This is a genomic window from Aquimarina sp. Aq78 (genome assembly GCF_900299525.1).
GTDB lineage: Bacteria > Bacteroidota > Bacteroidia > Flavobacteriales > Flavobacteriaceae > Aquimarina.
Window position 1 is genome coordinate 748,081 of the sequence record NZ_OMKA01000029.1, and the last position, 21,458, is coordinate 769,538.

General features: G+C 31.9%; 21 protein-coding genes. 13 read left to right on the top strand and 8 right to left on the bottom strand.

Annotated features, from left to right (window positions below):
- Window positions 1-16 precede the first annotated feature (16 nt).
- The 6 genes from purH (at window position 17) to rodA (ending at window position 7,195) form a co-directional block, all read left to right on the top strand.
- A complete protein-coding gene (purH, locus tag DG435_RS22610; protein ID WP_106791913.1) occupies window positions 17-1,549 on the top strand; it encodes a bifunctional phosphoribosylaminoimidazolecarboxamide formyltransferase/IMP cyclohydrolase in 1,533 nt (510 codons plus the stop codon).
- A gap of 43 nt (window positions 1,550-1,592) precedes the next feature.
- Window positions 1,593-2,621, top strand: a complete 1,029-nt coding sequence (locus DG435_RS22615; protein ID WP_024772404.1) for a rod shape-determining protein — start codon at window positions 1,593-1,595, stop codon at window positions 2,619-2,621.
- A 130-nt stretch (window positions 2,622-2,751) separates the two neighbouring features.
- Window positions 2,752-3,564 (top strand): rod shape-determining protein MreC, encoded by an 813-nt coding sequence (gene mreC / locus DG435_RS22620; protein ID WP_106791912.1) that lies wholly within the window; start codon window positions 2,752-2,754, stop codon window positions 3,562-3,564.
- A gap of 3 nt (window positions 3,565-3,567) precedes the next feature.
- Window positions 3,568-4,074: a hypothetical protein gene (locus DG435_RS22625; protein WP_024772406.1), complete on the top strand. Its 507-nt coding sequence runs from the start codon at window positions 3,568-3,570 to the stop codon at window positions 4,072-4,074.
- Window positions 4,071-5,942 carry a penicillin-binding protein 2 gene (gene mrdA, locus DG435_RS22630; protein ID WP_106791911.1) on the top strand — a complete coding sequence of 624 codons (1,872 nt, stop codon included), beginning with the start codon at window positions 4,071-4,073 and terminating at the stop codon, window positions 5,940-5,942. Before DG435_RS22625 ends, mrdA begins: the two co-directional genes overlap by 4 nt.
- A complete protein-coding gene (rodA, locus tag DG435_RS22635) occupies window positions 5,942-7,195 on the top strand; it encodes a rod shape-determining protein RodA (RefSeq protein ID WP_106791910.1) in 1,254 nt (417 codons plus the stop codon). Before mrdA ends, rodA begins: the two co-directional genes overlap by 1 nt.
- 118 nt (window positions 7,196-7,313) lie before the next feature.
- Here the strand turns inward: rodA and DG435_RS22640 are convergent, their stop codons facing one another.
- The 6 genes from DG435_RS22640 to DG435_RS22665 all read right to left on the bottom strand — a co-directional run bounded on the left by DG435_RS22640 (window position 7,314) and on the right by DG435_RS22665 (window position 12,869).
- Window positions 7,314-7,871, bottom strand: coding sequence for a DUF4303 domain-containing protein (locus DG435_RS22640; RefSeq protein WP_106791909.1), 558 nt, complete (start codon window positions 7,869-7,871; stop codon window positions 7,314-7,316).
- Window positions 7,872-8,187: 316 nt separating this feature from the next.
- Window positions 8,188-8,553, bottom strand: coding sequence for a hypothetical protein (locus DG435_RS22645; RefSeq protein ID WP_106791908.1), 366 nt, complete (start codon window positions 8,551-8,553; stop codon window positions 8,188-8,190).
- Between the two features lie 116 nt (window positions 8,554-8,669).
- Complete coding sequence (locus DG435_RS22650) at window positions 8,670-9,242, bottom strand: hypothetical protein (RefSeq protein ID WP_159025512.1); 573 nt, start codon at window positions 9,240-9,242, stop codon at window positions 8,670-8,672.
- A 32-nt stretch (window positions 9,243-9,274) separates the two neighbouring features.
- On the bottom strand, window positions 9,275-11,065 hold the full coding sequence (locus DG435_RS22655; protein ID WP_106791906.1) for a T9SS type A sorting domain-containing protein: 1,791 nt from the start codon (window positions 11,063-11,065) through the stop codon (window positions 9,275-9,277).
- Window positions 11,066-11,095: 30 nt separating this feature from the next.
- Complete coding sequence (locus tag DG435_RS22660) at window positions 11,096-11,794, bottom strand: hypothetical protein (RefSeq protein ID WP_106791905.1); 699 nt, start codon at window positions 11,792-11,794, stop codon at window positions 11,096-11,098.
- Between the two features lie 49 nt (window positions 11,795-11,843).
- Complete coding sequence (locus tag DG435_RS22665) at window positions 11,844-12,869, bottom strand: kelch repeat-containing protein (protein ID WP_106791904.1); 1,026 nt, start codon at window positions 12,867-12,869, stop codon at window positions 11,844-11,846.
- Between the two features lie 253 nt (window positions 12,870-13,122).
- Here DG435_RS22665 and DG435_RS22670 point away from each other — a divergent pair, with 253 nt between their 5' ends.
- The gene (locus DG435_RS22670; RefSeq protein ID WP_106791903.1) at window positions 13,123-15,213 is read left to right on the top strand and encodes a response regulator; all 2,091 of its coding nucleotides are present in this window, start codon (window positions 13,123-13,125) and stop codon (window positions 15,211-15,213) included.
- 27 nt (window positions 15,214-15,240) lie between these two features.
- Here the strand turns inward: DG435_RS22670 and DG435_RS22675 are convergent, their stop codons facing one another.
- The gene (locus DG435_RS22675) at window positions 15,241-16,038 is read right to left on the bottom strand and encodes a DNA/RNA non-specific endonuclease (protein ID WP_106791902.1); all 798 of its coding nucleotides are present in this window, start codon (window positions 16,036-16,038) and stop codon (window positions 15,241-15,243) included.
- A 272-nt stretch (window positions 16,039-16,310) separates the two neighbouring features.
- On the opposite strand from DG435_RS22675, the gene DG435_RS25730 reads away from it, so the two are divergent.
- The 6 genes from DG435_RS25730 to DG435_RS25740 all read left to right on the top strand — a co-directional run bounded on the left by DG435_RS25730 (window position 16,311) and on the right by DG435_RS25740 (window position 20,272).
- On the top strand, window positions 16,311-16,493 hold the full coding sequence (locus tag DG435_RS25730; protein WP_159025511.1) for a hypothetical protein: 183 nt from the start codon (window positions 16,311-16,313) through the stop codon (window positions 16,491-16,493).
- A 308-nt stretch (window positions 16,494-16,801) separates the two neighbouring features.
- Window positions 16,802-16,981 carry a hypothetical protein gene (locus DG435_RS25735; protein ID WP_159025510.1) on the top strand — a complete coding sequence of 60 codons (180 nt, stop codon included), beginning with the start codon at window positions 16,802-16,804 and terminating at the stop codon, window positions 16,979-16,981.
- 415 nt (window positions 16,982-17,396) lie between these two features.
- On the top strand, window positions 17,397-17,576 hold the full coding sequence (locus DG435_RS22680) for a hypothetical protein (RefSeq protein WP_106791901.1): 180 nt from the start codon (window positions 17,397-17,399) through the stop codon (window positions 17,574-17,576).
- Between the two features lie 242 nt (window positions 17,577-17,818).
- Entirely contained in the window at window positions 17,819-17,998 is a 180-nt protein-coding gene (locus tag DG435_RS22685) for a hypothetical protein (protein WP_106791900.1), read from the top strand.
- A 478-nt stretch (window positions 17,999-18,476) separates the two neighbouring features.
- The gene (locus tag DG435_RS22690) at window positions 18,477-20,069 is read left to right on the top strand and encodes a vitamin K epoxide reductase family protein (protein WP_106791899.1); all 1,593 of its coding nucleotides are present in this window, start codon (window positions 18,477-18,479) and stop codon (window positions 20,067-20,069) included.
- A 32-nt stretch (window positions 20,070-20,101) separates the two neighbouring features.
- The gene (locus tag DG435_RS25740; protein WP_159025509.1) at window positions 20,102-20,272 is read left to right on the top strand and encodes a hypothetical protein; all 171 of its coding nucleotides are present in this window, start codon (window positions 20,102-20,104) and stop codon (window positions 20,270-20,272) included.
- A gap of 72 nt (window positions 20,273-20,344) precedes the next feature.
- On the opposite strand, the gene DG435_RS22695 is transcribed toward DG435_RS25740, so the two are convergent.
- Window positions 20,345-21,457, bottom strand: coding sequence for an ABC transporter permease (locus DG435_RS22695; RefSeq protein WP_106791898.1), 1,113 nt, complete (start codon window positions 21,455-21,457; stop codon window positions 20,345-20,347).
- Window position 21,458: the final 1 nt, after the last annotated feature.

Here is a 21,458-nt window from a genome sequence, read left to right on the forward strand (position 1 = left end):
CTAACTAAATTTTCTCATGAGCAACACAAAAACTGCTAAATCTGCACTAATTTCTGTATTCAGTAAAGACGGATTAGCACCTATCGTAAAAAAATTAGACGAACTTGATATCACAATTTATTCTACTGGTGGGACCGAAAAATTTATTAAAGATTTAGGTATTGATGTTATCCCTGTTGAAGATGTAACATCTTACCCTTCAATCTTAGGTGGAAGAGTTAAAACATTGCACCCAAAAGTTTTTGGAGGAATCTTAAATCGTCAAAATAACGATAGTGATGTTGCAGAGCTTGAACAATATGAGATTCCACAAATTGATATTGTTATTGTAGATTTATATCCTTTTGAAAAAACAGTAGCTTCTGGAGCTCCTGAACAAGATATTATTGAGAAAATAGATATCGGAGGGATTTCTTTGATTAGAGCAGCAGCCAAAAACTTTGCCGATGTAACTTGTGTAGCTTCGGTTGATGATTATGCCGAGTTTTTACAAATTATTTCTGAAGGAAACGGAACTATTTCTTTGGCAGACCGTAAACGTTTTGCTGCCAAAGCTTTTAATGTATCTTCTCACTATGATTCTGCAATTTTTAATTATTTCAATAGTGGTCTTGAAATTGCTTCTCTTAAAATAAGTGAAACCAAAGGTAAAGTATTACGTTATGGTGAAAATCCGCATCAAAAAGGATTTTTCTTTGGAGATTTTGATACCATGTTTGACAAATTACATGGTAAAGAACTATCTTACAACAATCTGCTTGATGTTGACGCAGCAGTAAATCTGATGAGTGAATTTAAAGGTGAGTCACCAACATTTGCAATTTTAAAACATAACAATGCTTGTGGTTTAGCACAAAGAGAAACTGTTCTTCAGTCCTATGTCGATGCATTGGCCGGTGATCCTGTTTCAGCATTTGGAGGTATATTAATTAGTAATAGCGAAATTGAAACAGCGACTGCCAACGAAGTTCATAAATTATTTTGCGAAGTGGTTATTGCTCCTTCCTTTAGTAATGAAGCGTTAGAAATACTAAAAGGAAAGAAAAACAGAATTATTTTAATACAAAAAGATATTGATTTACCAAAAACGCAAGTACGTACTTGTTTAAATGGTGCATTGGTTCAGGATAAAGATCTTAAAACGGATGCTAAAACAGATTTGGAGACCGTAACTAAGGTAGCGCCTACATCAGAGCAAATAGAAGATCTTTTATTTGCATCAAAAATCTGTAAACATACCAAATCAAATACTATAGTATTTACTAAAGGAAAACAATTATTAGCAAGTGGAACAGGACAAACCTCTAGAGTAGATGCATTAAAGCAATCTGTAGAGAAAGCAAAGGCATTTAATTTTGATCTTAATGGAGCGGTTATGGCTAGTGATGCTTTTTTTCCTTTTCCAGATTGTGTAGAAATTGCAGACAACGCAGGTATTAAAGCTGTGATCCAACCAGGAGGTTCTATCAAGGATCAATTGAGCATTGATTACTGTGATCAAAACGGAATTGCAATGGTTATGACCGGAACACGTCATTTTAAACATTAATTTTATTACATTTACTGAATTTTAACCCCTTTTTTTGACTTTTATGGGATTTTTTGACTTCTTTACCGAAGAGATTGCAATAGATTTAGGTACCGCTAACACATTAGTGATACACAATGACAAAGTAGTGGTGGATAGCCCCTCTATTGTAGCCAGAGATATTATGACTGGTAAAATTATTGCAGCCGGAAAAGAGGCTGCCATGATGCAAGGAAAAACTCATGAGAATATAAAAACTATTCGCCCGCTTAAGGATGGGGTAATTGCTGATTTTGATGCCAGTGAAAAAATGATAAGTATGTTTATCAAAGATATCCCGGCATTGAAGAAAAAAATATTTGCACCTGCTTTACGTATGGTGATATGTATTCCTTCAGGAATTACCGAAGTTGAAATGCGAGCAGTAAAAGAAAGCGCAGAACGTGTAAACGGAAAAGAAGTATACCTTATTCATGAACCTATGGCAGCTGCAATTGGTATTGGTGTTGATATTATGCAACCTAAAGGAAATATGATTGTGGATATAGGTGGAGGTACTACAGAAATTGCAGTTATTGCATTAGGAGGAATTGTGTGTGATAAATCGGTAAAAATTGCAGGAGACGTATTTACCAATGATATTATATATTACATGCGTACACAACATAACTTATATGTTGGAGAACGTACTGCTGAGAAAATAAAAATACAAATTGGTGCTGCTACAGAAGATTTAGAATTACCACCTGAAGAAATGAATGTTCAAGGTCGTGATCTACTTACAGGAAAACCTAAACAGGTTCAAATTTCTTATAGAGAAATGGCTAAAGCACTTGATAAATCTATTCTACGTATCGAAGATGCAGTAATGGAAACCTTATCGCAAACTCCTCCAGAACTTGCTGCAGATATTTATAATACCGGTATATATCTTGCAGGAGGAGGTTCTATGCTTCGTGGGTTAGATAAGCGTTTATCACAAAAAACAGATTTACCAGTCTATATTGCAGAAGATCCGTTAAGAGCAGTTGTACGTGGTACAGGAATTACACTAAAAAACCTAAACAGGTATAAGAGTGTATTGATAAAATAATGTTTTAAAAAAACATTCCTGAAATATACCTAAATTTCTGATTTTACGTTATCCTGCTTTAATACTTGCTAAGTAAGACTTAGCCTAAAACATAGAACGTTTAACTAAAGAAGTCATCATACTTTAAATCATGCAGCAGATTATTAATTTTTTAATTAAGAATAAACGTTTTCTGCTATTTCTACTGCTATTATGTATAGCGCTGATTTTCACTATACAATCACATTCATACCATAGAAGTAAATTTGTTAGTTCTACTAATTTCTTAAGCGGAGAATTATATAGTTGGCAACACTCTGTGAGTGATTATTTTGGTTTAAAAAAGGAAAACCAACGATTATTAGATGAGAATGAAAAGCTTCGTAATCAATTAAGTGCTCTGGGGGCAGATTCTGTTGCTACAAAATATTTAGACACACTATCATTTGATAAACCATATACTTTTACCAAAGCCAGAGTAATTAAAAACGATTATAGCAAAATTGATAACTACATCTTGATTAATAAAGGTGAAAAAGATAGTATTGTACCCGACATGGGTGTTATAACAGATAAAGGTATTATAGGAATTATAGAGAATACTTCAAAAAATTATAGTAGAGTAATTTCTATCCTTAATAGTAATTCTCGAATTAATGCGGGACTGAAAAAATCTAACCAGTATGGTTCTTTAATCTGGAATGGAAAAGACCCAAACATTGTTCAGTTAGAAACTATTCCGAGACAAGCAATTCTTAAAGAAGGAGATACTATTATAACACATGGTCGTTCAACTATTTTCCCTAGAGGAATAGGAATAGGAACAATTGCTAATTATAAATTAAATCAAAATAAAAGCTACTATTTAATAGATGTCAAATTATTTAACGACATGAGTGATATCGGCTTTATTTATGCTATTAAAAGCAGGGATATTGAAGAAATTAAAAGCTTAGAAAATTAGATCATGAACAGGGATACTTTACTACATATCGTTAGATTCATTGTTTTGGTTTTAATCCAGGTATTTATCTTAAACCATATTAATTTTTTAGGATATCTAAACCCTTATATCTATATCATTTTTATTCTTCTGGCTCCCATTAATATTAACAAAGGTCTTTTTCTTGTAGTAAGTTTTATGTTAGGGCTGATCATAGATATGTTTGGTGATTCTGGAGGCGTACATGCCGCCGCCTGTACCGTTATTGCATTTTTTCGCCCAGTAGCATTACGGTCGGTATTCGGACTTAGTTATGAGTTTCAAACTGTAAAACTAAGCAATGTTGGATTTGGTGAGCGTTTTGCTTATGTAATCTTAATGGTTTTAACACATCATATTGTACTTTTCTCGTTAGAAATTTTTAACTTCTCTCACATACTATTAATCATCAAAAAAACGTTATTTTCTAGTTTATTTACAATAGTGATTACCATGTTGGTTTTAGTATTGTTTAGAAGAAATGATTCATGAGAAAGTTACTACTCTACCTAATAATTATTACTACCGGTATTGTCTTTGTTGCAAGGCTATTTTATTTGCAGATATACAATACTTCTTTTGCTTCGTTATCAGAAGATAATGCGATTAAAGTAATTTACGACTACCCCCAAAGAGGTGCTATTTATGATCGAAATGGAAGGTTATTGGTCACCAATCAACCTTCATATGATGTTATGGTTATCCCTAGGGAATTAAAACCTTTTGATACTTTAGAATTTTGTTCTATTCTTAATATCAGTAAAGATAAACTTATAAAAAGACTTAAAAAAGCTAGAGTCTATTCTCCAAGGGTGCCCTCTATTGTTATACCACAATTGACTAAAGATGAGTATGCATATCTTCAGGAGAAAATGAGGAAATTTGAAGGTTTTTATATCCAAAAGCGTTCATTAAGAGATTATCAAACTGTTAATGCTGCAAACGTATTAGGATATATTGGTGAGGTCAACGAAAGGTTAATTAAAGAAGATACTTATTACCTCTCTGGAGATCTTATTGGTATTGATGGTGTAGAAAAACAATATGAAAATGAACTTAGAGGTATCAAAGGAGTAAAACGAATTCAAAAAGATCGATTTAATAGAGATATAGGTCCATATAAAAGTGGAAAATTTGACACCCTTCCTGTAAATGGAAAAGACCTTACCCTAACCCTAGACTCAAAACTACAGGCATATGGGCAAAAGCTAATGGAAAATAAACGAGGAGGCATTGTAGCGCTAGAACCCTCGACAGGAGAAATTTTAGCACTAATAACCGCACCTACGTACAAACCAGAATTATTAGTAGGACGAAAAAGATCTCCGAACTTCACCAGATTAGTTTATGACACTATAGCAATACCACTTTTTGACAGAGGTTTAAAAGCAGAATACCCTCCGGGATCACCCTTTAAAACCGTTAATGCATTAATAGCATTACAGGAAGGGGTAATCGATACTCAGGAAAGTATTTCTTGTAGAATGGGGTATTATTACGGGAAAAATGGAAGGAAACTTGGTTGTCATTCTCATAGAAGTCCGTTAAATATGATTCCAGGTATAGCGAACTCTTGTAACGCATATTTCGCAACAGTATATCGAAGAATTATTGAGAAATATGATACTCCGCAAGAAGGAATGGATACCTGGAGGAAACATGTTGAAAGTTTTGGTTTAGGAAATTATTTGGGTTATGATTTACCAACTGGAAAAAGAGGAAAAGTGCCAACCGCAAAATATTACAATAAAATTTATCAATACCCAACTTATAAATGGTATGCATCAGCGACATTATCTAATGCTATCGGACAAGGAGAAGTACTTTCTACTCCTATACAATTAGCAAATATGACCGCAGCAATTGCAAATAGAGGGCATTATTTTACTCCTCATATTATAAAAGCAATAGACACCAAGCCTATAGAAAATGAAAACTATACTATTCCTAAGATCACAACTATTAACAAAGAACATTTTGAGCCTGTAATAGAAGGAATGTATCAGGTATACACTCAAGGTACTGCAAGATCCTTGCAAGTTAATGGTATTGAGATTTGTGGAAAAACCGGAACAGCAGAAAACTTCACCAAAATTGACGGAAAAAAGACCCAACTTACCGATCACTCTGTTTTTGTTGCATTTGCGCCAAAAGATAATCCTAAAATAGCAATAGCTGTATTTGTTGAAAACGGATATTGGGGTGCTCGTTATGCCGGAAAAATCGCTTCGCTAATGATAGAACAACATATAAACGGGGTCATCTCTAGAACAGATTTAGAAGATTGGATTCTTACACATAGCCTCGAAGAAGAATATGCCAAACCCCATAGTGGCGAACCTTTTAAAATTAATCAATAATGGCAAGATCCAGTGTAGCAGCAATAGATTGGATAACGGTCTTATTATTTTTATTACTTGTTGGTTTTGGGTGGGTAAACATATACTCTGCTTCTTCTGAGAATGAAGCTTTCTCATTGGCAGATTTCTCACAGGCATATGTTAGACAGGCCTATTGGATTCTTTTCAGTATAGTATTGATTATTATTACTCAGGCTATAGAAGCAAAATTTTATGAACGTTTTGCAGGGTTGATTTATGTAATATCATTACTATCATTATTAGGTCTTTTTGTATTTGGAAAAAATATAAACGGTGCAACATCTTGGTATCAGATTGGACCTGCCGGACTACAACCTTCAGAGTTTGCCAAAGCATGTACTGCATTAGCCCTGGCTAAATTTTTAAGTGATATGCAAACCAATATAAAAATTCTTGGCTATCAGGTTAGAGCTTTTTTAATTATTGCAATACCAGCCATATTTATTATACCCCAACCCGACCCGGGGAGTGCATTGGTTTATGCTGCTTTTTTCTTTCCATTATATAGAGAAGGCCTGGCCACTATATATCTAATTGTTGGAGCTTCTGCCGCAGGATTATTTATCCTCACATTACTTTTTAATCCAATATGGGTAGTTCTGGCGGTTGCAGCTATTATGTTTTTTATACTCATTAGAAATAGAAAACGAAAACCGAAATACTCAAGATATCTTCTTACTATTATTGTCGTAGCTGGCTTCTGTTTTTCGGTTAATTATATCTTTAACCATGTGTTCGAACAAAGACACAGAGATAGGTTTAATATTGTTTTAGGTAAAGAAGTAGATTCTAAAGGTATAGGCTATAATACCAATCAAAGTCAGATTGCTATTGGTAGTGGTGGTTGGATTGGTAAAGGATTTAAAGAAGGAACACAAACCAAAGGAGGTTTTGTTCCAGAACAACGTACTGATTACATATTTAGTACCGTTGGTGAAGAATGGGGCTTTCTGGGTGCAACTATGATTATAGCTCTATTTGTTTTATTATTAATTCGGCTTATTCATCTGGCCGAAAGGCAAAAATCTCAATTTAGTCGTGTATATGGCTACAGTGTGGTCGGCATCTTATTTATTCATTTTACAATAAATATAGGTATGGTAACAGGGTTAATGCCAACTATTGGGATTCCTCTGCCTTTTTTTAGCTACGGGGGCTCAAGTTTATGGGGGTTTACAATTTTACTCTTTATTTTTATTAAGCTAGATTCGAATCGGGTAAATGAGTGGTAAAAAATTCTAATATCAAGTTGTTATTTATTCAAATAACATTTTAGAATTTCTATTAAGTCTCTGTTTCAAGTTTGTAAAAAATCGCATTAATCATCGCTAAGTGTTATGGGTTCGGCTTTTATTCCTTCCACGTTTTCATCCACTCTAAATATTCATTTTTATATTCATTATCATTCAGTTCTATTATTATATTTTCAAGTTCTTTACGGTCATACTCGAAATCAGAAACAGAGAAAGTTAAAAAAATGTCTTGTCCGATATATTTTTTAAAAAAGCCCTCTGTCTTTAATCTTTTAAGAACATTAATACAAATTTCAAAAAGACGATTTCTAAAAATCACAAAAGTTTCTTCATTTTCATACTCATTCTCAAAATCATTTTTATGAAGTTCAGTTCTTAAATCTTTGCATATTTCATCAAATTCCTCATCCCCACCAATCATCTCATATTTCCATTCAACAGGATCAAATTTGTAATATGTCAGCTCTTCTTTTTCTTCCTCATTCAAGTTTTTCAAAAAATCAATTGTGTTTGTAGAAGGGCAAACAGTCATTGCTCCTTCGTCACTATAAAGTGAAAAGCAATATATTCCTTCATCTTTATACTTATTAGAAATTTCTATAAAGGCCTTTTTAGTTGCTTTTTCAATTTTTTGTTCTAATTTTATAAAGTTCATTTCTGTTTTATTTTAATTATGCCTACTCCAACTTTTAGTGTCTATTCAGCTTATTCTGAAATATTTATTCAATCTTGACTAACTTCATTATATCTATTTGATATTCTGTTATTTAAAACTCATTCAACTTCTTCAGAAATCTACTTATTTTTTTACTTTTTTAGTGACGTTAGCTAAAGAAATTAATAGGGTTTCTTTATGTAGAGAGTTACACACGACTTAATAATATCAGTATAAAAAAATATAGTAATTGATATGACATATATAGAGCTCATCTTGTGATTTTCATGTGTATTCTTAACTTATAATAAAATTTCTATTTCAAAATCAAATAATATTTTATTTTTTTTCCTGTTTCCTTTTCGAAATTCTCTCTCCAATTTTCTCCATATCTTTTATTAAGCAATAAAAGTGTTTTGTTGTTGTTATTCTTTGCGTTTATAATCATTTCTTGGTTTATAACATCTCCTCCAACTCGTTTTAGTTTAAAGCCAATTTTTTTTGCTAATGAATCTGAGATAACTAAATGCATAGGAAGTGTTTCTCCATAAAAATGTATCTCTGGTAACTCTACTTCTACATCGATCTTTTGTTCTTCATTTGTATCCACTAATGGATGGATACTCTTTGGGTTTTGTTTACAGGATGCTAAAACCAATACTAGTAACAGTATTTTTTCCATTTGCTATATATTAAGAAATCAAACTCTAAAGTTTCTGAAATTCTTTCAAAATTTTAAGATTAATAAAGGTTACCATCATATTTCTATGTTTACAATTTAAAGTAAGCTAAGTTCAACTAATAGCTAAAATCCAGAAGTTCTCCTTTTTGGTTGTATTCAGAACTAAAAACATTACTAATTCCGGCTGCATTAACAAGAATACGTAGTTTCAATTCTCTTTTTTCTCGATCTACCCCACTGCTATATGGTTTTTCAAATTGTATCCCAGACACCCACATATCACCTACTTTCCAATCTTTTTTACTGATTTCTTCACCAGTTCTAATTATACTCTCTTCTGCCAAGTTAGTAATCATAGAAAAGTCAATATCGTTCCAATCAAAAGCAAAATCTTTAAGATCAATATCAACCCGATTCTCCTGGCCTGAAGTCCATTCTCCCCTAGTCATATTTTTATGAAGAAGAATATTACTTTCCTGATCTTTAATCATATCAATTTCTATAATCATACCTGTTTGCGGATTATACATGATATCTATTTCCTGAAAAGCGCTTCCTTCTCCACATTCATCATTGATTATTAATTTTGCTTTTTCTAATCCTTCGGGAGATTCTATTAAAGGTTCTTTTTGACAAGAGATTAACATTATTGATATAAAAAAGGTAATTAGTTTTATACTAGTATTCATTAGTTCTATTTCTGATTAGGTTTGTTTTTTCACTACTCCACAATTAAGCTTTGCGTCATTGTTTCTCCATTTTTAGCTATCATTCTTATAAAATATAAACCACTGGTAAGATGATCTGGTATTTTAAATGTCATTTGATTCTTATTTGTTTCGCTAATATTCAACACATTAAGCACTCCAATAGAATTAAATAGTTCAATTTTTCCAATTGCAAGATCCTTTTTTTCGATTGTCATAATTATGTATTCTCCAGCTCTTACAGGATTTGGTGACATATTTATATTCTCACTTACATCAGTTCTATTTCCTACCTGGCAAGGGCTCCAGCTTTTAGATAAGTTAATAACTTCTCCATTATTAAGATAAATATCTGCTTCGACAATATAACTACCTCCTCCATTTATTGGCGACACTGCAACAAAGAATCCGTTTGGAGGGTGTAGTGTATAATTTGTTCCTAAACAATTCCCAGGAGTATAGAACTCTACATGATTTATTGTTTCTAAGCAAGGGTGATCTGATGCGATCCCATATTCTCCTACCCAATTATCACAAGCCCGATCCCAACACCTAGGAATAATTTCCTCTAATTCGAAATTGCAATCTGCACTAAGGGAACAATTTGCAGTAAAACTTTGTATTTGATGTGTCCATTCTATACAATCTTCTGACCAAACCCCATGTTCTATTTTATATTGTTTTCCATTTTCTAATGGTGTTTGAAACACAAAAGAACCTTCTAAATAGCTATTAGGACTAATATCGGCCCAATCGAGTGTTTCGATAACCTGATTGGTAATAGCATCCCGTAGGATATATTGCTGGTATGTATCACATGGGTTTTTGCTTCCATAAACCGATAACCTATTGGTTAGATTACTACTACATATTTCCTTAAAAGTAAAAGAAGAATCTATCGCTGTAGGGCAAGGAACATGGACTACCTGTCTGAATTCTACCCAAGTTTCGCAGTTATTCCACATACCGTGTTTAATAATAAATGAGTCCCCAGAATCAAAAGGAACGGTAAGTGTTACATTATTATCGAGTGTTCCAAAAACTCCTGCATTACTAATTTCTGGCCCCGGGTTATTAATGTCATCCCCTTTATATACATGCCAACTATGTAGCCCTGCATTTGATTGCCCCGATAAGGGTACACTATAAGAATTATATTCTAGACAACTTAATTCACCTACCTCAAAAACAGGATCTATCTTTTTTGGTGTTATGGTAATATCATCAATGGATACCCCTACTTTCGGATCACCAATTTGCCATTCGGCAACGTTAAGAGGATATACCCATAATTCTGCAAAATCCTGTTGTGGAATAAATGTTTGGGTAACAGTTTGCCACCCATTAAGATAGGGTATTATAGAACCATTGAATATTTCCTCTCGAGACCCAACGGAAGGGAAAAGTATATTAAAACTAGTCCCAATATCATTTGCTGCTTCAAGTACTATAGATGAATTATTTCTTACCTCTAAGTCATTATAATCGTTTGCTACAATCCTAAATGATATGGTGTACTCTATACCTACCTCAAAATGATACTGAGTTGCAATTCCTTCTCCAACAGAGTTTCTACTCCACATCCAAGCACATGTATTGTAGTTGTTCGTACCTAACAAATCCGGAGTACCATGCGTGGCCCTCCATTTGGGGATACAACCGGTAAGATCATATACATAAGGAAATGCATAACGTATACAATCATTAACATTAAAACCGCCATTGATATTACAATGCTGAGAATTTACAATGGTATTAGTAAAGCACGTAAATAGTGTTAATAATAAATAAATATATTTTTTCATGTTAGAGTTTACTTTATAATTAAGTATGATTCAAATTTGATTAATTTCATTTTTAAAAGGAGTTACAAATAAATGATTTACTTCATACATTGCATTTGTCTCTAGAGGTTCTCCGCTAGGGTAGCATTCAATACTCTCTGTGTAGAAAAATGTAAATTGTTCTTTTGTTGTTTTAAAACTAATTTTTGGATATTTCATCGCTCCTCCTTTCAAAAATTGATCAGCCATATTTGCACTATTTTGATTAAAATTTTCTATTTCATGAAAGGAAAATCGTTGATGCTCAATTAACTTTCCTTCATCAAAAAACAGATAGTGTAATGCTTTATTAGAGATAACTAAATAAAATAAGCCTTTATCGCCTCTAGAAAATTGATATCCTCCCATAACACCAAGACCGCGATGCATGAATTTTCTTATCAGACTTTCTGCAAAATCTTTTAAAAAATTAACAACCATTGTTATTGCTACTTGTTTACCTGATTTACGTTTCATACAATCAGTAATTCCTAAAACCTCTTCGTTTACAATGAGTTCTGAAATAGGTTGAAAACGATTTTCATCATATAAATACTTAGGCCTAGTTTCTTTTTCTTTCCCTATAAGAGCATTTTTTATTTTTGAATTCTCTACAAAAGCCTTATTCCTAATTTTGGGTACTATTAAAACATAGTAAATTACCGAAGTAATAATCAAAACTGGCATGATATACATAAAGATCGTTTCCATAATAATGTCGCTATTTAATTATATTGAAAATAACTGGTTTATGCGCATACTATTCTAGTACCCATATATCATTATTAGAGCCTCCAGATGCATCAGTTCCTCCAATGATCCATAGTTTATCCTGAAAAACAATAGCTTGATGTCCTGATCTAGGAGAAAAAGAACCTTCTTTTTCCTGAACCCAATTTGTACCATCTTTACTAGACCAAATATCATTAAACGGTGTTTTACCTACATCGGATACTCCTCGACCACCTATTAACCATAACGTATCTTCAAAAACAATAACTTGATGTGCCAATCTAGGAGAAAAACTCGCATTGCTAGTTTCTTCTATCCAGTGTATACCATCTTCACTTGACCAGATATCATTTTTATTATTTGAGGAATCACCGTCTGTTCCCCCTATCAACCAAAGTTTATCTCTAAATACAATAACTTGATGTGAGTATCTAGGTGAAAAGCTCGCATTGCTAGTTTCTTCTATCCAGTGTAAACCATTATCACTTGACCAGATATCATTTTGAGCACTTCCACTATTAACAGAGCCATCACCATAACCTCCAATTGTCCACAACTTATTCTTGAATAATACGGATTGATGTTTTTCTCTACAACCAAAGGCATTAAAAACTTCTTCCTTCCATATTTCCCCATCAATACTCGAATAGACATCACTAACGCAAGGGGCTTTGTTAGAATTCAGACTACGAAAACTACCTATTACCCATAATCTATTCTCATATATAAAAGATTGATGATATTCTTTTCTTGTAAAGGGATCTTCTGTTGTTTCTTCTATCCAGTTAATTCCATCAATACTAGACCAAACCTGATTTCCTAATTGATCATCATCCCCCCCTAACACCCATAACTTATCTTGAAAAACACTTACTTGATGGCCTGTTCTTGGAGAAAAATGAGTCCCTGACATTATTACTTTTGACCAGGCTTTTTCCACAGGCTCTGAATCAGGTGTTGTAACCGTTTCTGGAACTACAACCATATTATCATCATTATTACAAGCATTTAACATTGATACTAATATGATTAATACTGTTATCTTTTTTTTCATGTGTCTAATTGATTTGTACGTTTATCTTTAAAAGATTTGAATACAAAACTCTAATTATCCACCCATATAAACATCTCAAAGAAATCCACAAATCATTCAACAACTACACAGATCGTTCAAAAAACTCCACTAATGATTCAAACATGGATATAAAGTTCTTTTTAGCGTTTTATAGTAAGATATAATCCTTGATTTATATAGAAAGAGTGATGGATTTTATACTTTTAGTAGCCAGACAAACATTGACACGTATATGTTTTTAAACTACATCTTTACTATTGGCAATTACGATGACCTATCTGATAAAGAAAGTAAACGAGTGGTATTGCTAAACAAAATAACTTCGTTAGGTATTCTCTCACATATCATACTCGGTATCATCGTTATATTCATTGATGCAGAAAATCTATACATTTTACCTCCTTTTCATCTTGCAGAGGTCTTTTTATTAAGCAGTATTTTTATTTGGCAAAAATTAAGATGGTATCAATTTTCAAGAGTTCTTTTATGGGTAGTTACTTATATTTTCATCTTTTTTCTTTCACATTATATCAAAACTGATGTTCATAATGATTATTATTTTGGAGTGTTAGCATTATTACCTCTACTTTTTTTTGACAGCAGAATTATTACTTATTCAGGACTTATATTATCAATATTAGGTTTTTATGCTATACGCATATCTGAGTCTTTTATCTCTGAAAAATATATGATCGACAGCCAAACTAATACTGCCATTAACTTATTTATTATTATTTTTCTTATTGTAAATTATTTCAAAACACTCAATGAAAAAAATGAGAAGTCATTGGAAAAAAAATCCAAAGAATTAGAAAAATTAAATAGTTTTCAATCACAATTCTTTATTAATATTTCGCATGAAATCCGTACACCACTTACTTTAATTCAAGGGAATAGTGAATTACTTAGTGAACATCCTGTGACCAACTACAACCCCGAAGTACAGCAATACAATACAGTTATACAAAAACAAACTTCAAGCATTAAAAAAATAGTAGATGATGTGATTGATCTCGCTAAAATGAATACTAGCGAGTTTTTGCTTCAAAAGAAAGTGGTTATACTTAACGATTTTCTAAAACGTTTACATTTATCTTTTCAAACTACTTTTGAACAAAAAGGAATCATATTTCGTTATGAGAATACCCTTAAAAACTGTAGCATTTATGCTGACACAATTTATCTAGAACGAGCTTTAAACAATATTCTTCTCAATGCTCTTAAATATACAGATCCTGGAGGGGAAGTAATTTTACAATTCTTCATTGAGAATAATCAGAATGTCGTCATTAGCATAAAAGATACTGGTATTGGTATTGCAAAAGAGCATCTTTCAAAAATTTTTAATCGTTTCTATCAGGCATCTAATTCTATTAATAAAGCAGGAGGAAGTGGAATAGGTCTCGCATTTAGTAAAGAAGTTGTTCTCATGCATGAAGGAGACATAAAAGTACACAGTGAGGAAAATCTAGGTAGCGAATTTAAAATCGTATTGCCCGCAATTACTACTGAAACAGAAGTATCTAATACTACAGAAATCTCATTGACAAAAACTACTAAAAACCTTGAGCCTCATAACTCGGCGATATCATCACTATCTAAAAATCATATTTTGATTGTTGATGATCATGACGAAATGAGAAAGTATATTCAAAATTTACTTCATGGTTATGTCTGTTATCATGCACATGATGGAATAGAAGCTTTAGAGCTTTTAAGACAACATAAGATTGATTATATCATTACAGATTATATGATGCCTAATATGGATGGGTATCAATTCATTAAAGAAATAAAAAATCAGCAAATAACAACACCAGTACTCATGCTTACCGCCCGAGGAGACATTAATGACAAACTTAATGTCCTGCGGTTAGGAATAGATGATTACCTCACTAAACCGTTTAACAAAAATGAACTCATTATAAGAATTAATAATGCGCTGATAAATAACAATGAGAAGGAAAAATTTGCATCAAGTGGGCAGTTACATAAACACACATCTAATTATGAAGCTTTTTTAATGTCTTTAAAGGACTTTATATCTATTGAATGTAATAAACCAGAATTTGGAATCGAAAATATAGTCACCGAATTTGCTATCTCTAAAAGTTCACTATATAGAAAAATAAAATCTTCTACTGGTCTTACTCCTAATGAATTCATCAGTGAGATAAAATTACAAAAAGCTAGAGTCATGACAGAATTAAACCAAGTTAATTCTCTAAAGCAATTATCTTTTGCAGTAGGATTCACTAAACCTTCTTATTTTTCCAAACTCTATGAAAAAAGATTTGGATCTAAACCATTTTCAAAAGAATAAATTAAATTTAGTAATTGTATTATCCAGCTAAAACTTCCAATCATTTGTATCAGAAGAAGTTTCTAATTGATTCTCTATTTTATCCTCTAATGTTGCAAAAAAATCAATCCCTGTTAGTTTTTCGATTTCGTCTACAGATACAACAAAGTTTTTTAAAGGTGCTTTAGTATCTTTATGTGGCATCAAAAAAGCTATCATTTTTGGATCAGTAGCCGAATTATTGAATACAATTTTATAAAATTGCTTAGGCACAGAGATATGTTCATATCCAATTGTAGAAAGGTTCTCTGATAATATACCCCCAGTCACTATATATACTCCATCATATACTTTGGCCCAATATCTTATTTTTTGCTCCAAATAATTCCAGATACCACTATTAAACTCATGATTTTGAGGTGTAACATTCGAAGTAAGAAATGTCTCTTCAAAAGCTTGGTATGTAAATCTTCTATCTCCGGCAGGACATAAATGCCCTCTATCATATCCAGAATTCTTATAATTGCGCCAATCTGCAGAAGACGATTTTACTTTTCTATCTTCTTCAAAAAAAGGTCGTTTAAATTCATTTGTAGATAAATGTTCTTTTTTTAATTCATATGCTACCCATTCTGCCTGTTCATGTTTTTCAGAATATGATAATGAATAAAAATCATGAACTACTATAGCTCCTGTAGTAGATGTCGGAAGGTAATAAAAACCAAAATCGGTCGTATTCTTAGTTTTCTCATCTGTAAAACCACCATTTTCAATATATCCCTCAAAGTAATAAAACCCAACAGTAACTATAATAATCAACAATGGGTATACATATTTTCTTTTCATTCTTATATCATTTTGAAGAAGCAAAAATAACAAAACATTACCATTGATTTTTAATATTAGTGTACTCAAATAACATCCTATAAAATTTTATAAGATTGTCCTGATTTCTTGAATAATCAAGGAATCGGGACAGTATACTATCAATAGCATCCTAGTTTTACAAAAATACTAGAAAGCTATACAGTTACTTTAAGCTAAATAGTAAAATCTTAAAAGGCATATACTTGAGTGCCTGCAAAAGTTCAGGGAATTTTAATCTTAAAACTTTAATTATGTTATCAAACATTTTAAACCTTACCAATGGTAAAACATTGAACAAAAAAGAACAACAATCTATTAACGGAGGAAGAATAAACGACAATTGCCAAGGTGATCCATGCATGGTAGATGGCCATGGTGCTTGTTGTAGTAGATTTTTTAAGTGCAAACTAAATATATGTCAACTCTATATATGAAGTTCTCCTTGTTAGAGGAAATTTAGGAGAGGGTGATTTTTTATAAATTCATCCTCTTTTATTATTCTCTATATCAACACATCTGTGTCTTGTTAATATTTGTGATCCAACAAGAGATATACTAAGGTCAAAAAACCCTTTGATATAAATTTAAATAGTACACCAACAAAAACATAAAAAATTATAACATACTAGTTTTACAAAACTGTTAGAAAGCTATATGTTACTTAAAACAAATAGTAAAACCATAGAGACATATACCTGAGTGTCTATAAAAGTTCGGGAAATTAAATCTTAAAACTTTAATTATGTTATCAAACATTTTAAATCTCACCAATGGCAAAATATTGAACAAAAAAGAACAACAATCTATTAATGGAGGAAGAGCCAATAACTGTAATGGTAATCCATGCAGCAGTGGTAAAAACAATGTACCTTGTTGTGGAGGTACTACTTGTCAAAATAACTTATGTGGTTATTGGACCTAAGAGAGTCATAAACCTCTAGTTTTTGGTTTGTAAAAAGAGGATGGATTCTCTTAGAAATTCACCCTCTTTTACTATTCTCTATATCAACACATCTGTGTCTTGTTAAAATTCTTATTAATATCTGTGATCCAACAACATATATAACAAGATCAAAAAATCCTTTCATATGAATTTAAATAGTACACCAACAAAAAAATAAAAATTATAAGATTGTCCTGATTTCTTGAAAAATAAAAGAATCAGGACAATGTAACATTGATAGCATCCTAATTTCGTGAAAAATAACAATACAGTACTATCATAATTAAATTACTCAAAAGCCTCGCATTACTTCAAAATAAATAACGAAAACTCTTAGAGACACATACCTGAGTGTCTATAAAAGTTCAGGGAATTTTAATCTTAAAATTTAATCATGCTATCAAACATTTTAAATCTTACTAATGGCAAAACATTGAACAAAAAAGAACAACAATCTATTAACGGAGGGCACTTTAACTGTGCCGGTAGAGCATGTAGAATTAATGGAAATGGTGATACCTATTGTTGTGGAGGTACTACCTGTCGCAATAATGTATGTGGTTATTGGACTTAAGAATTATAAATCTTTAGGTTTTAGTTTATAAGATTGTCCTGATTTCTTGACTTTTCAAAGAATCAGGATAACATAATGTTGGTAACATTCTAATTTCACCAACACGATAGTACACTTTTTCCACAGTCAAATTACTCTAAAAACCTCACATTACTTTAAAACAAATAATGAAACTCTTAGAGACACATACCTGAGTGTCTATAAAAGTTCGGGGAATACATTAATTCATTTAAATTTTAATTATGTTATCAAACATTTTAAACCTTACCAATGGTAAAACATTGAACAAAAAAGAACAGCAATCTATTAACGGAGGAAAAAAACGTGGCTGTAGCGGTGCTCCATGTAGCAAAGGAAAAAATGGCACATCTTGTTGTACAGGTGCTAGATGTATTGACAATGTATGTAGCTACCCTATCTAAAAAAACAATGTAGACTATATATAAAAGTTGCCACTTTTTAGTTAGGAAAAAAGAGGATGAATTTCTAGAAATTCATCCTCTTATACCACATCTCTATTTACACAAACCCATCTTTTCTTTTAAAGAATCAACTACTTAATATGGATTTATACAACATTAATACTCTATTATGACTAATAAGAATAGCTGGTTTTTAAAACTTAATAAAAGATTAACGATATTTTTATTATTAGACTGACCCAATTCAAAATATCATGTAAAATTTTATTTATCAATGTTTTACATTAAAAAATTAACAAAAAAAAACAGCCTTACTATGGTTTAACCATATATTTTTTGAGTTCAAAGCATTCCTTTTTACTCAATAAAATCTTTACTTTAGAGAAAATTATTTTCTGAAGTAAAATGACTTGTGGTATTTCTGTCATTAAGAATCAAAATACCACATAGTATACTAACAATACTAAGCCCGATACGCATGAATAATACTATTGAAAAAATTGTGGAAAGTGTTTTGATCCAAAACAGGATTGGAAATTATACCAAAAAGGATTTGGAACTACAATTACAAATACATCCTAGCTATCCCAGTTTTCAATCCATTACAGACACTTTAGATTATTTTGATATCGATAATATTGCTGTAGAAATTCCTATGGATGCTTTGGATCAACTGCCCAAAAGTTTTATTTCATTAATAACGGTAGAAAATGCAGAGGAAATCGTTACGGTCATCAAAAAAAATGATAGTATCGAACTTAAGCATACCAGCCTAAAGAAAAAGAAATTCACTTTTAATGAATTTAAAGAAATCTGGATTCCCAAAGTAATTGCTGTTGAGTATAATGCAAAACAAAAACTTATTTCTAATCAATCTCTTATTCAAAACCTATTATTTGTTGGATTGGTAGTTAGTTTAATTCTCGCTTTTTACGGAAGGTCTTGGGATATTAGTCAAATTCTCTTTTTACTGTTATCATTTACAGGAGTTGTTTTCAGTTTCTTTGCTGTACGAGAAAGCTTAGGAATACAGTCACAGGCTATGCATCAATTTTGTACATCGGTCGGAAATACAAACTGTGGAGAGGTTATAAACAATAATAGTGGTAAACTTTTTAAGAATTTTTCTTTAGCCGATGCAGGGATAGTTTTCTTTGGTTCTATTTCATTATATCAAATACTTTATGGTTTCAATAGTATATTATTAGTCCCTTCATTAATAGGCATTCCTTTTATCTTATATTCTATTTATTCTCAAGCATTAATTGTAAAAAAGTGGTGCGCTGTATGTTTGACGATGGGTTCTATATCTATTGGATTAGCAATCATAGCTATACTTAATATTCCATTTAATATTGATATTTCGGCTGTTGTAAGTTTTATAATGCTCTCGTCTTTATTTGCTTTAGCCTATTTATACACCAAAGAAAAAGTAAAAGAAAATAAAAAATTTAAAGCAGATAACTTTAAGCTAAATCATTTCAAAAGAGATGGGCAGATTTATAATCATTTGCTTAGTATTTCAGAAAAAATTGAAGATAATTCGACAATCCCAAATGAAATTATTTTAGGTAACCCTAATGCAAGTTTTAAAATTATTAGTCTTACCAATCCTATGTGCGGGTATTGCAAAGACGCTTTTGAGGCCTACACACGTGTTTTAAAAGCTATGGGGGATAAACTTCAAATTAGTATTCGTTTAAACGTCAAAACAGATGATACTAGTGATAAAGCCACACAAATAGCTCTTATTCTTTTAGAAATATATTATAGTAAGGGGCCAGATGAGTTTATTGTTGCCTACAACAAGTGGTTTGCAGACAGAACTCATAGTAAATGGATAAAAGAATATGGTATCCCTCAAGATAACCAAAACCATCTTGAAGTTTTGAAAAAACAATCTGAATGGGCGCGAAAAAATGATCTCTATTATACTCCTGCATCACTTATTAATACTACGTTATATCCTAAAAAGTATAATTATAGTGAGTTTTTCTACTTTATGAGTATGATGACAGAAAATCAAGAAGATACCATTTCTGAGGTTCAGGAACCTCTTGAAACTGAATAACAAAAAAATCTTTAACCTTAAAACCTATTGATATGAATCAGATTTCAAAATTGAAAGATGCTAAACATCTTTCTAAAGAACAACAAAAAGACATAGCAGGAGGAATAACTCCTCTAATTTTTAAGAGAAAAGGTTGCAACCCTGCCTTAAGTTGCTGTTATCATAACGGAACTACATGGGTGCAAGGACCACCTTGTTTCTAAAAAAAAACGGAAATCAAAATTAAAAGCAGTAAATCGTGTTGAGTATATAATGCTCAACACGGTTTTTATTTTCTACCCTTTCACGTCTAATGCATCTCGAAGTGCATTTCCTATTAGCATAAATGCCATTACCAGACTCATAATCCCTAATCCAGGGATAATTGCAAGATATGCTTTACCTAAGATAATATAAGAATAATGATCTTTGATCATCGCTCCCCAGCTTGGCATTGGCGGTTGCGCTCCTATTCCTAGAAAACTCAAACCGCTTTCGATAAGTATAGCTCCTGCAAAATTTGCTGCAGAAATCACAATTACTGGTGCTAAACTATTAGGTAGTATATGTTTTGTAATAATTCTAAAGTTGGTAAAACCTAATGATTTTGCAGCAGTCACGTATTGCATCTGTTTTACACTTAATACCTGCCCTCTAACCACACGAGCTACTTCTACCCACATTGTTAACCCAACGGCAATAAAAACCTGCCAAAAACCCTTTCCTAAGGCCAAAGTAATGGCAATAACTAATAATAAAGTAGGTATAGACCAGGTAACATTTATTAACCACATGATCATGGTATCTACTTTACCTCCATAATATCCAGCGATAGCCCCTAATGATATCCCCAGAATTAGAGAAATTAACACAGCCACAAAGCCTATAGAAAATGAAATCCTAATACCGACCAGCATTCTACTTAACAAGTCTCTTCCGTATTTATCGGTACCTAAAATAAAGGTTTGTGTTTTTATATAGGTATCGGTTATTTCTTGTGATGTTAACCCTTTAGGGAAACGTTCAAACTTGATTTCTTTTGACAGTTCTATAACCTCTCCTTCACTGTAAGGAGAAATTTCTATTGTATTATTTTGTAGGGTATATCGATCAATAGGGATTTCTGTATCTGTATTTTTCTCTCCAAAAAAGATTTTACTTAAAAAGGATTGATCAGACACGTCTTGGGAAGGAATAGTGAGCATTTTAACTTCAAACCCAGGAGGTTTAGAATGAATCGATAAATGCATCTGATTTGCATTCTGAGAATTATCAGGAGCCAATACATAAGCAAAAACCGCTATAATTGCACAAAGAACAATAAAATAAAAACTCAAGACGCCCCAAAAATTCTTTTTGAATTTTTGGAGCGCCAGTATACTTAAAGAGTTTGATTTTTCTTTGGGCATT

Coding starts and splice junctions, on each gene's coding strand:
- DG435_RS22670 (WP_106791903.1), top strand. CDS start 13,123: ATGTTTTTAAACTACATCTTTACTATTGGCAATTACGATGACCTATCT.
- DG435_RS22690 (WP_106791899.1), top strand. CDS start 18,477: ATGAATAATACTATTGAAAAAATTGTGGAAAGTGTTTTGATCCAAAAC.
- purH (WP_106791913.1), top strand. CDS start 17: ATGAGCAACACAAAAACTGCTAAATCTGCACTAATTTCTGTATTCAGT.
- DG435_RS22650 (WP_159025512.1), bottom strand. CDS start 9,242: ATGAATACTAGTATAAAACTAATTACCTTTTTTATATCAATAATGTTA.
- DG435_RS22640 (WP_106791909.1), bottom strand. CDS start 7,871: ATGAACTTTATAAAATTAGAACAAAAAATTGAAAAAGCAACTAAAAAG.
- DG435_RS25730 (WP_159025511.1), top strand. CDS start 16,311: ATGTTATCAAACATTTTAAACCTTACCAATGGTAAAACATTGAACAAA.
- DG435_RS22685 (WP_106791900.1), top strand. CDS start 17,819: ATGTTATCAAACATTTTAAACCTTACCAATGGTAAAACATTGAACAAA.
- DG435_RS22695 (WP_106791898.1), bottom strand. CDS start 21,457: ATGCCCAAAGAAAAATCAAACTCTTTAAGTATACTGGCGCTCCAAAAA.
- mrdA (WP_106791911.1), top strand. CDS start 4,071: ATGAGAAAGTTACTACTCTACCTAATAATTATTACTACCGGTATTGTC.
- DG435_RS22655 (WP_106791906.1), bottom strand. CDS start 11,065: ATGAAAAAATATATTTATTTATTATTAACACTATTTACGTGCTTTACT.
- DG435_RS22660 (WP_106791905.1), bottom strand. CDS start 11,794: ATGGAAACGATCTTTATGTATATCATGCCAGTTTTGATTATTACTTCG.
- DG435_RS25740 (WP_159025509.1), top strand. CDS start 20,102: ATGAATCAGATTTCAAAATTGAAAGATGCTAAACATCTTTCTAAAGAA.
- DG435_RS22625 (WP_024772406.1), top strand. CDS start 3,568: ATGAACAGGGATACTTTACTACATATCGTTAGATTCATTGTTTTGGTT.
- DG435_RS22675 (WP_106791902.1), bottom strand. CDS start 16,038: ATGAAAAGAAAATATGTATACCCATTGTTGATTATTATAGTTACTGTT.
- DG435_RS25735 (WP_159025510.1), top strand. CDS start 16,802: ATGTTATCAAACATTTTAAATCTCACCAATGGCAAAATATTGAACAAA.
- DG435_RS22665 (WP_106791904.1), bottom strand. CDS start 12,869: ATGAAAAAAAAGATAACAGTATTAATCATATTAGTATCAATGTTAAAT.
- rodA (WP_106791910.1), top strand. CDS start 5,942: ATGGCAAGATCCAGTGTAGCAGCAATAGATTGGATAACGGTCTTATTA.
- DG435_RS22680 (WP_106791901.1), top strand. CDS start 17,397: ATGCTATCAAACATTTTAAATCTTACTAATGGCAAAACATTGAACAAA.
- DG435_RS22615 (WP_024772404.1), top strand. CDS start 1,593: ATGGGATTTTTTGACTTCTTTACCGAAGAGATTGCAATAGATTTAGGT.
- mreC (WP_106791912.1), top strand. CDS start 2,752: ATGCAGCAGATTATTAATTTTTTAATTAAGAATAAACGTTTTCTGCTA.
- DG435_RS22645 (WP_106791908.1), bottom strand. CDS start 8,553: ATGGAAAAAATACTGTTACTAGTATTGGTTTTAGCATCCTGTAAACAA.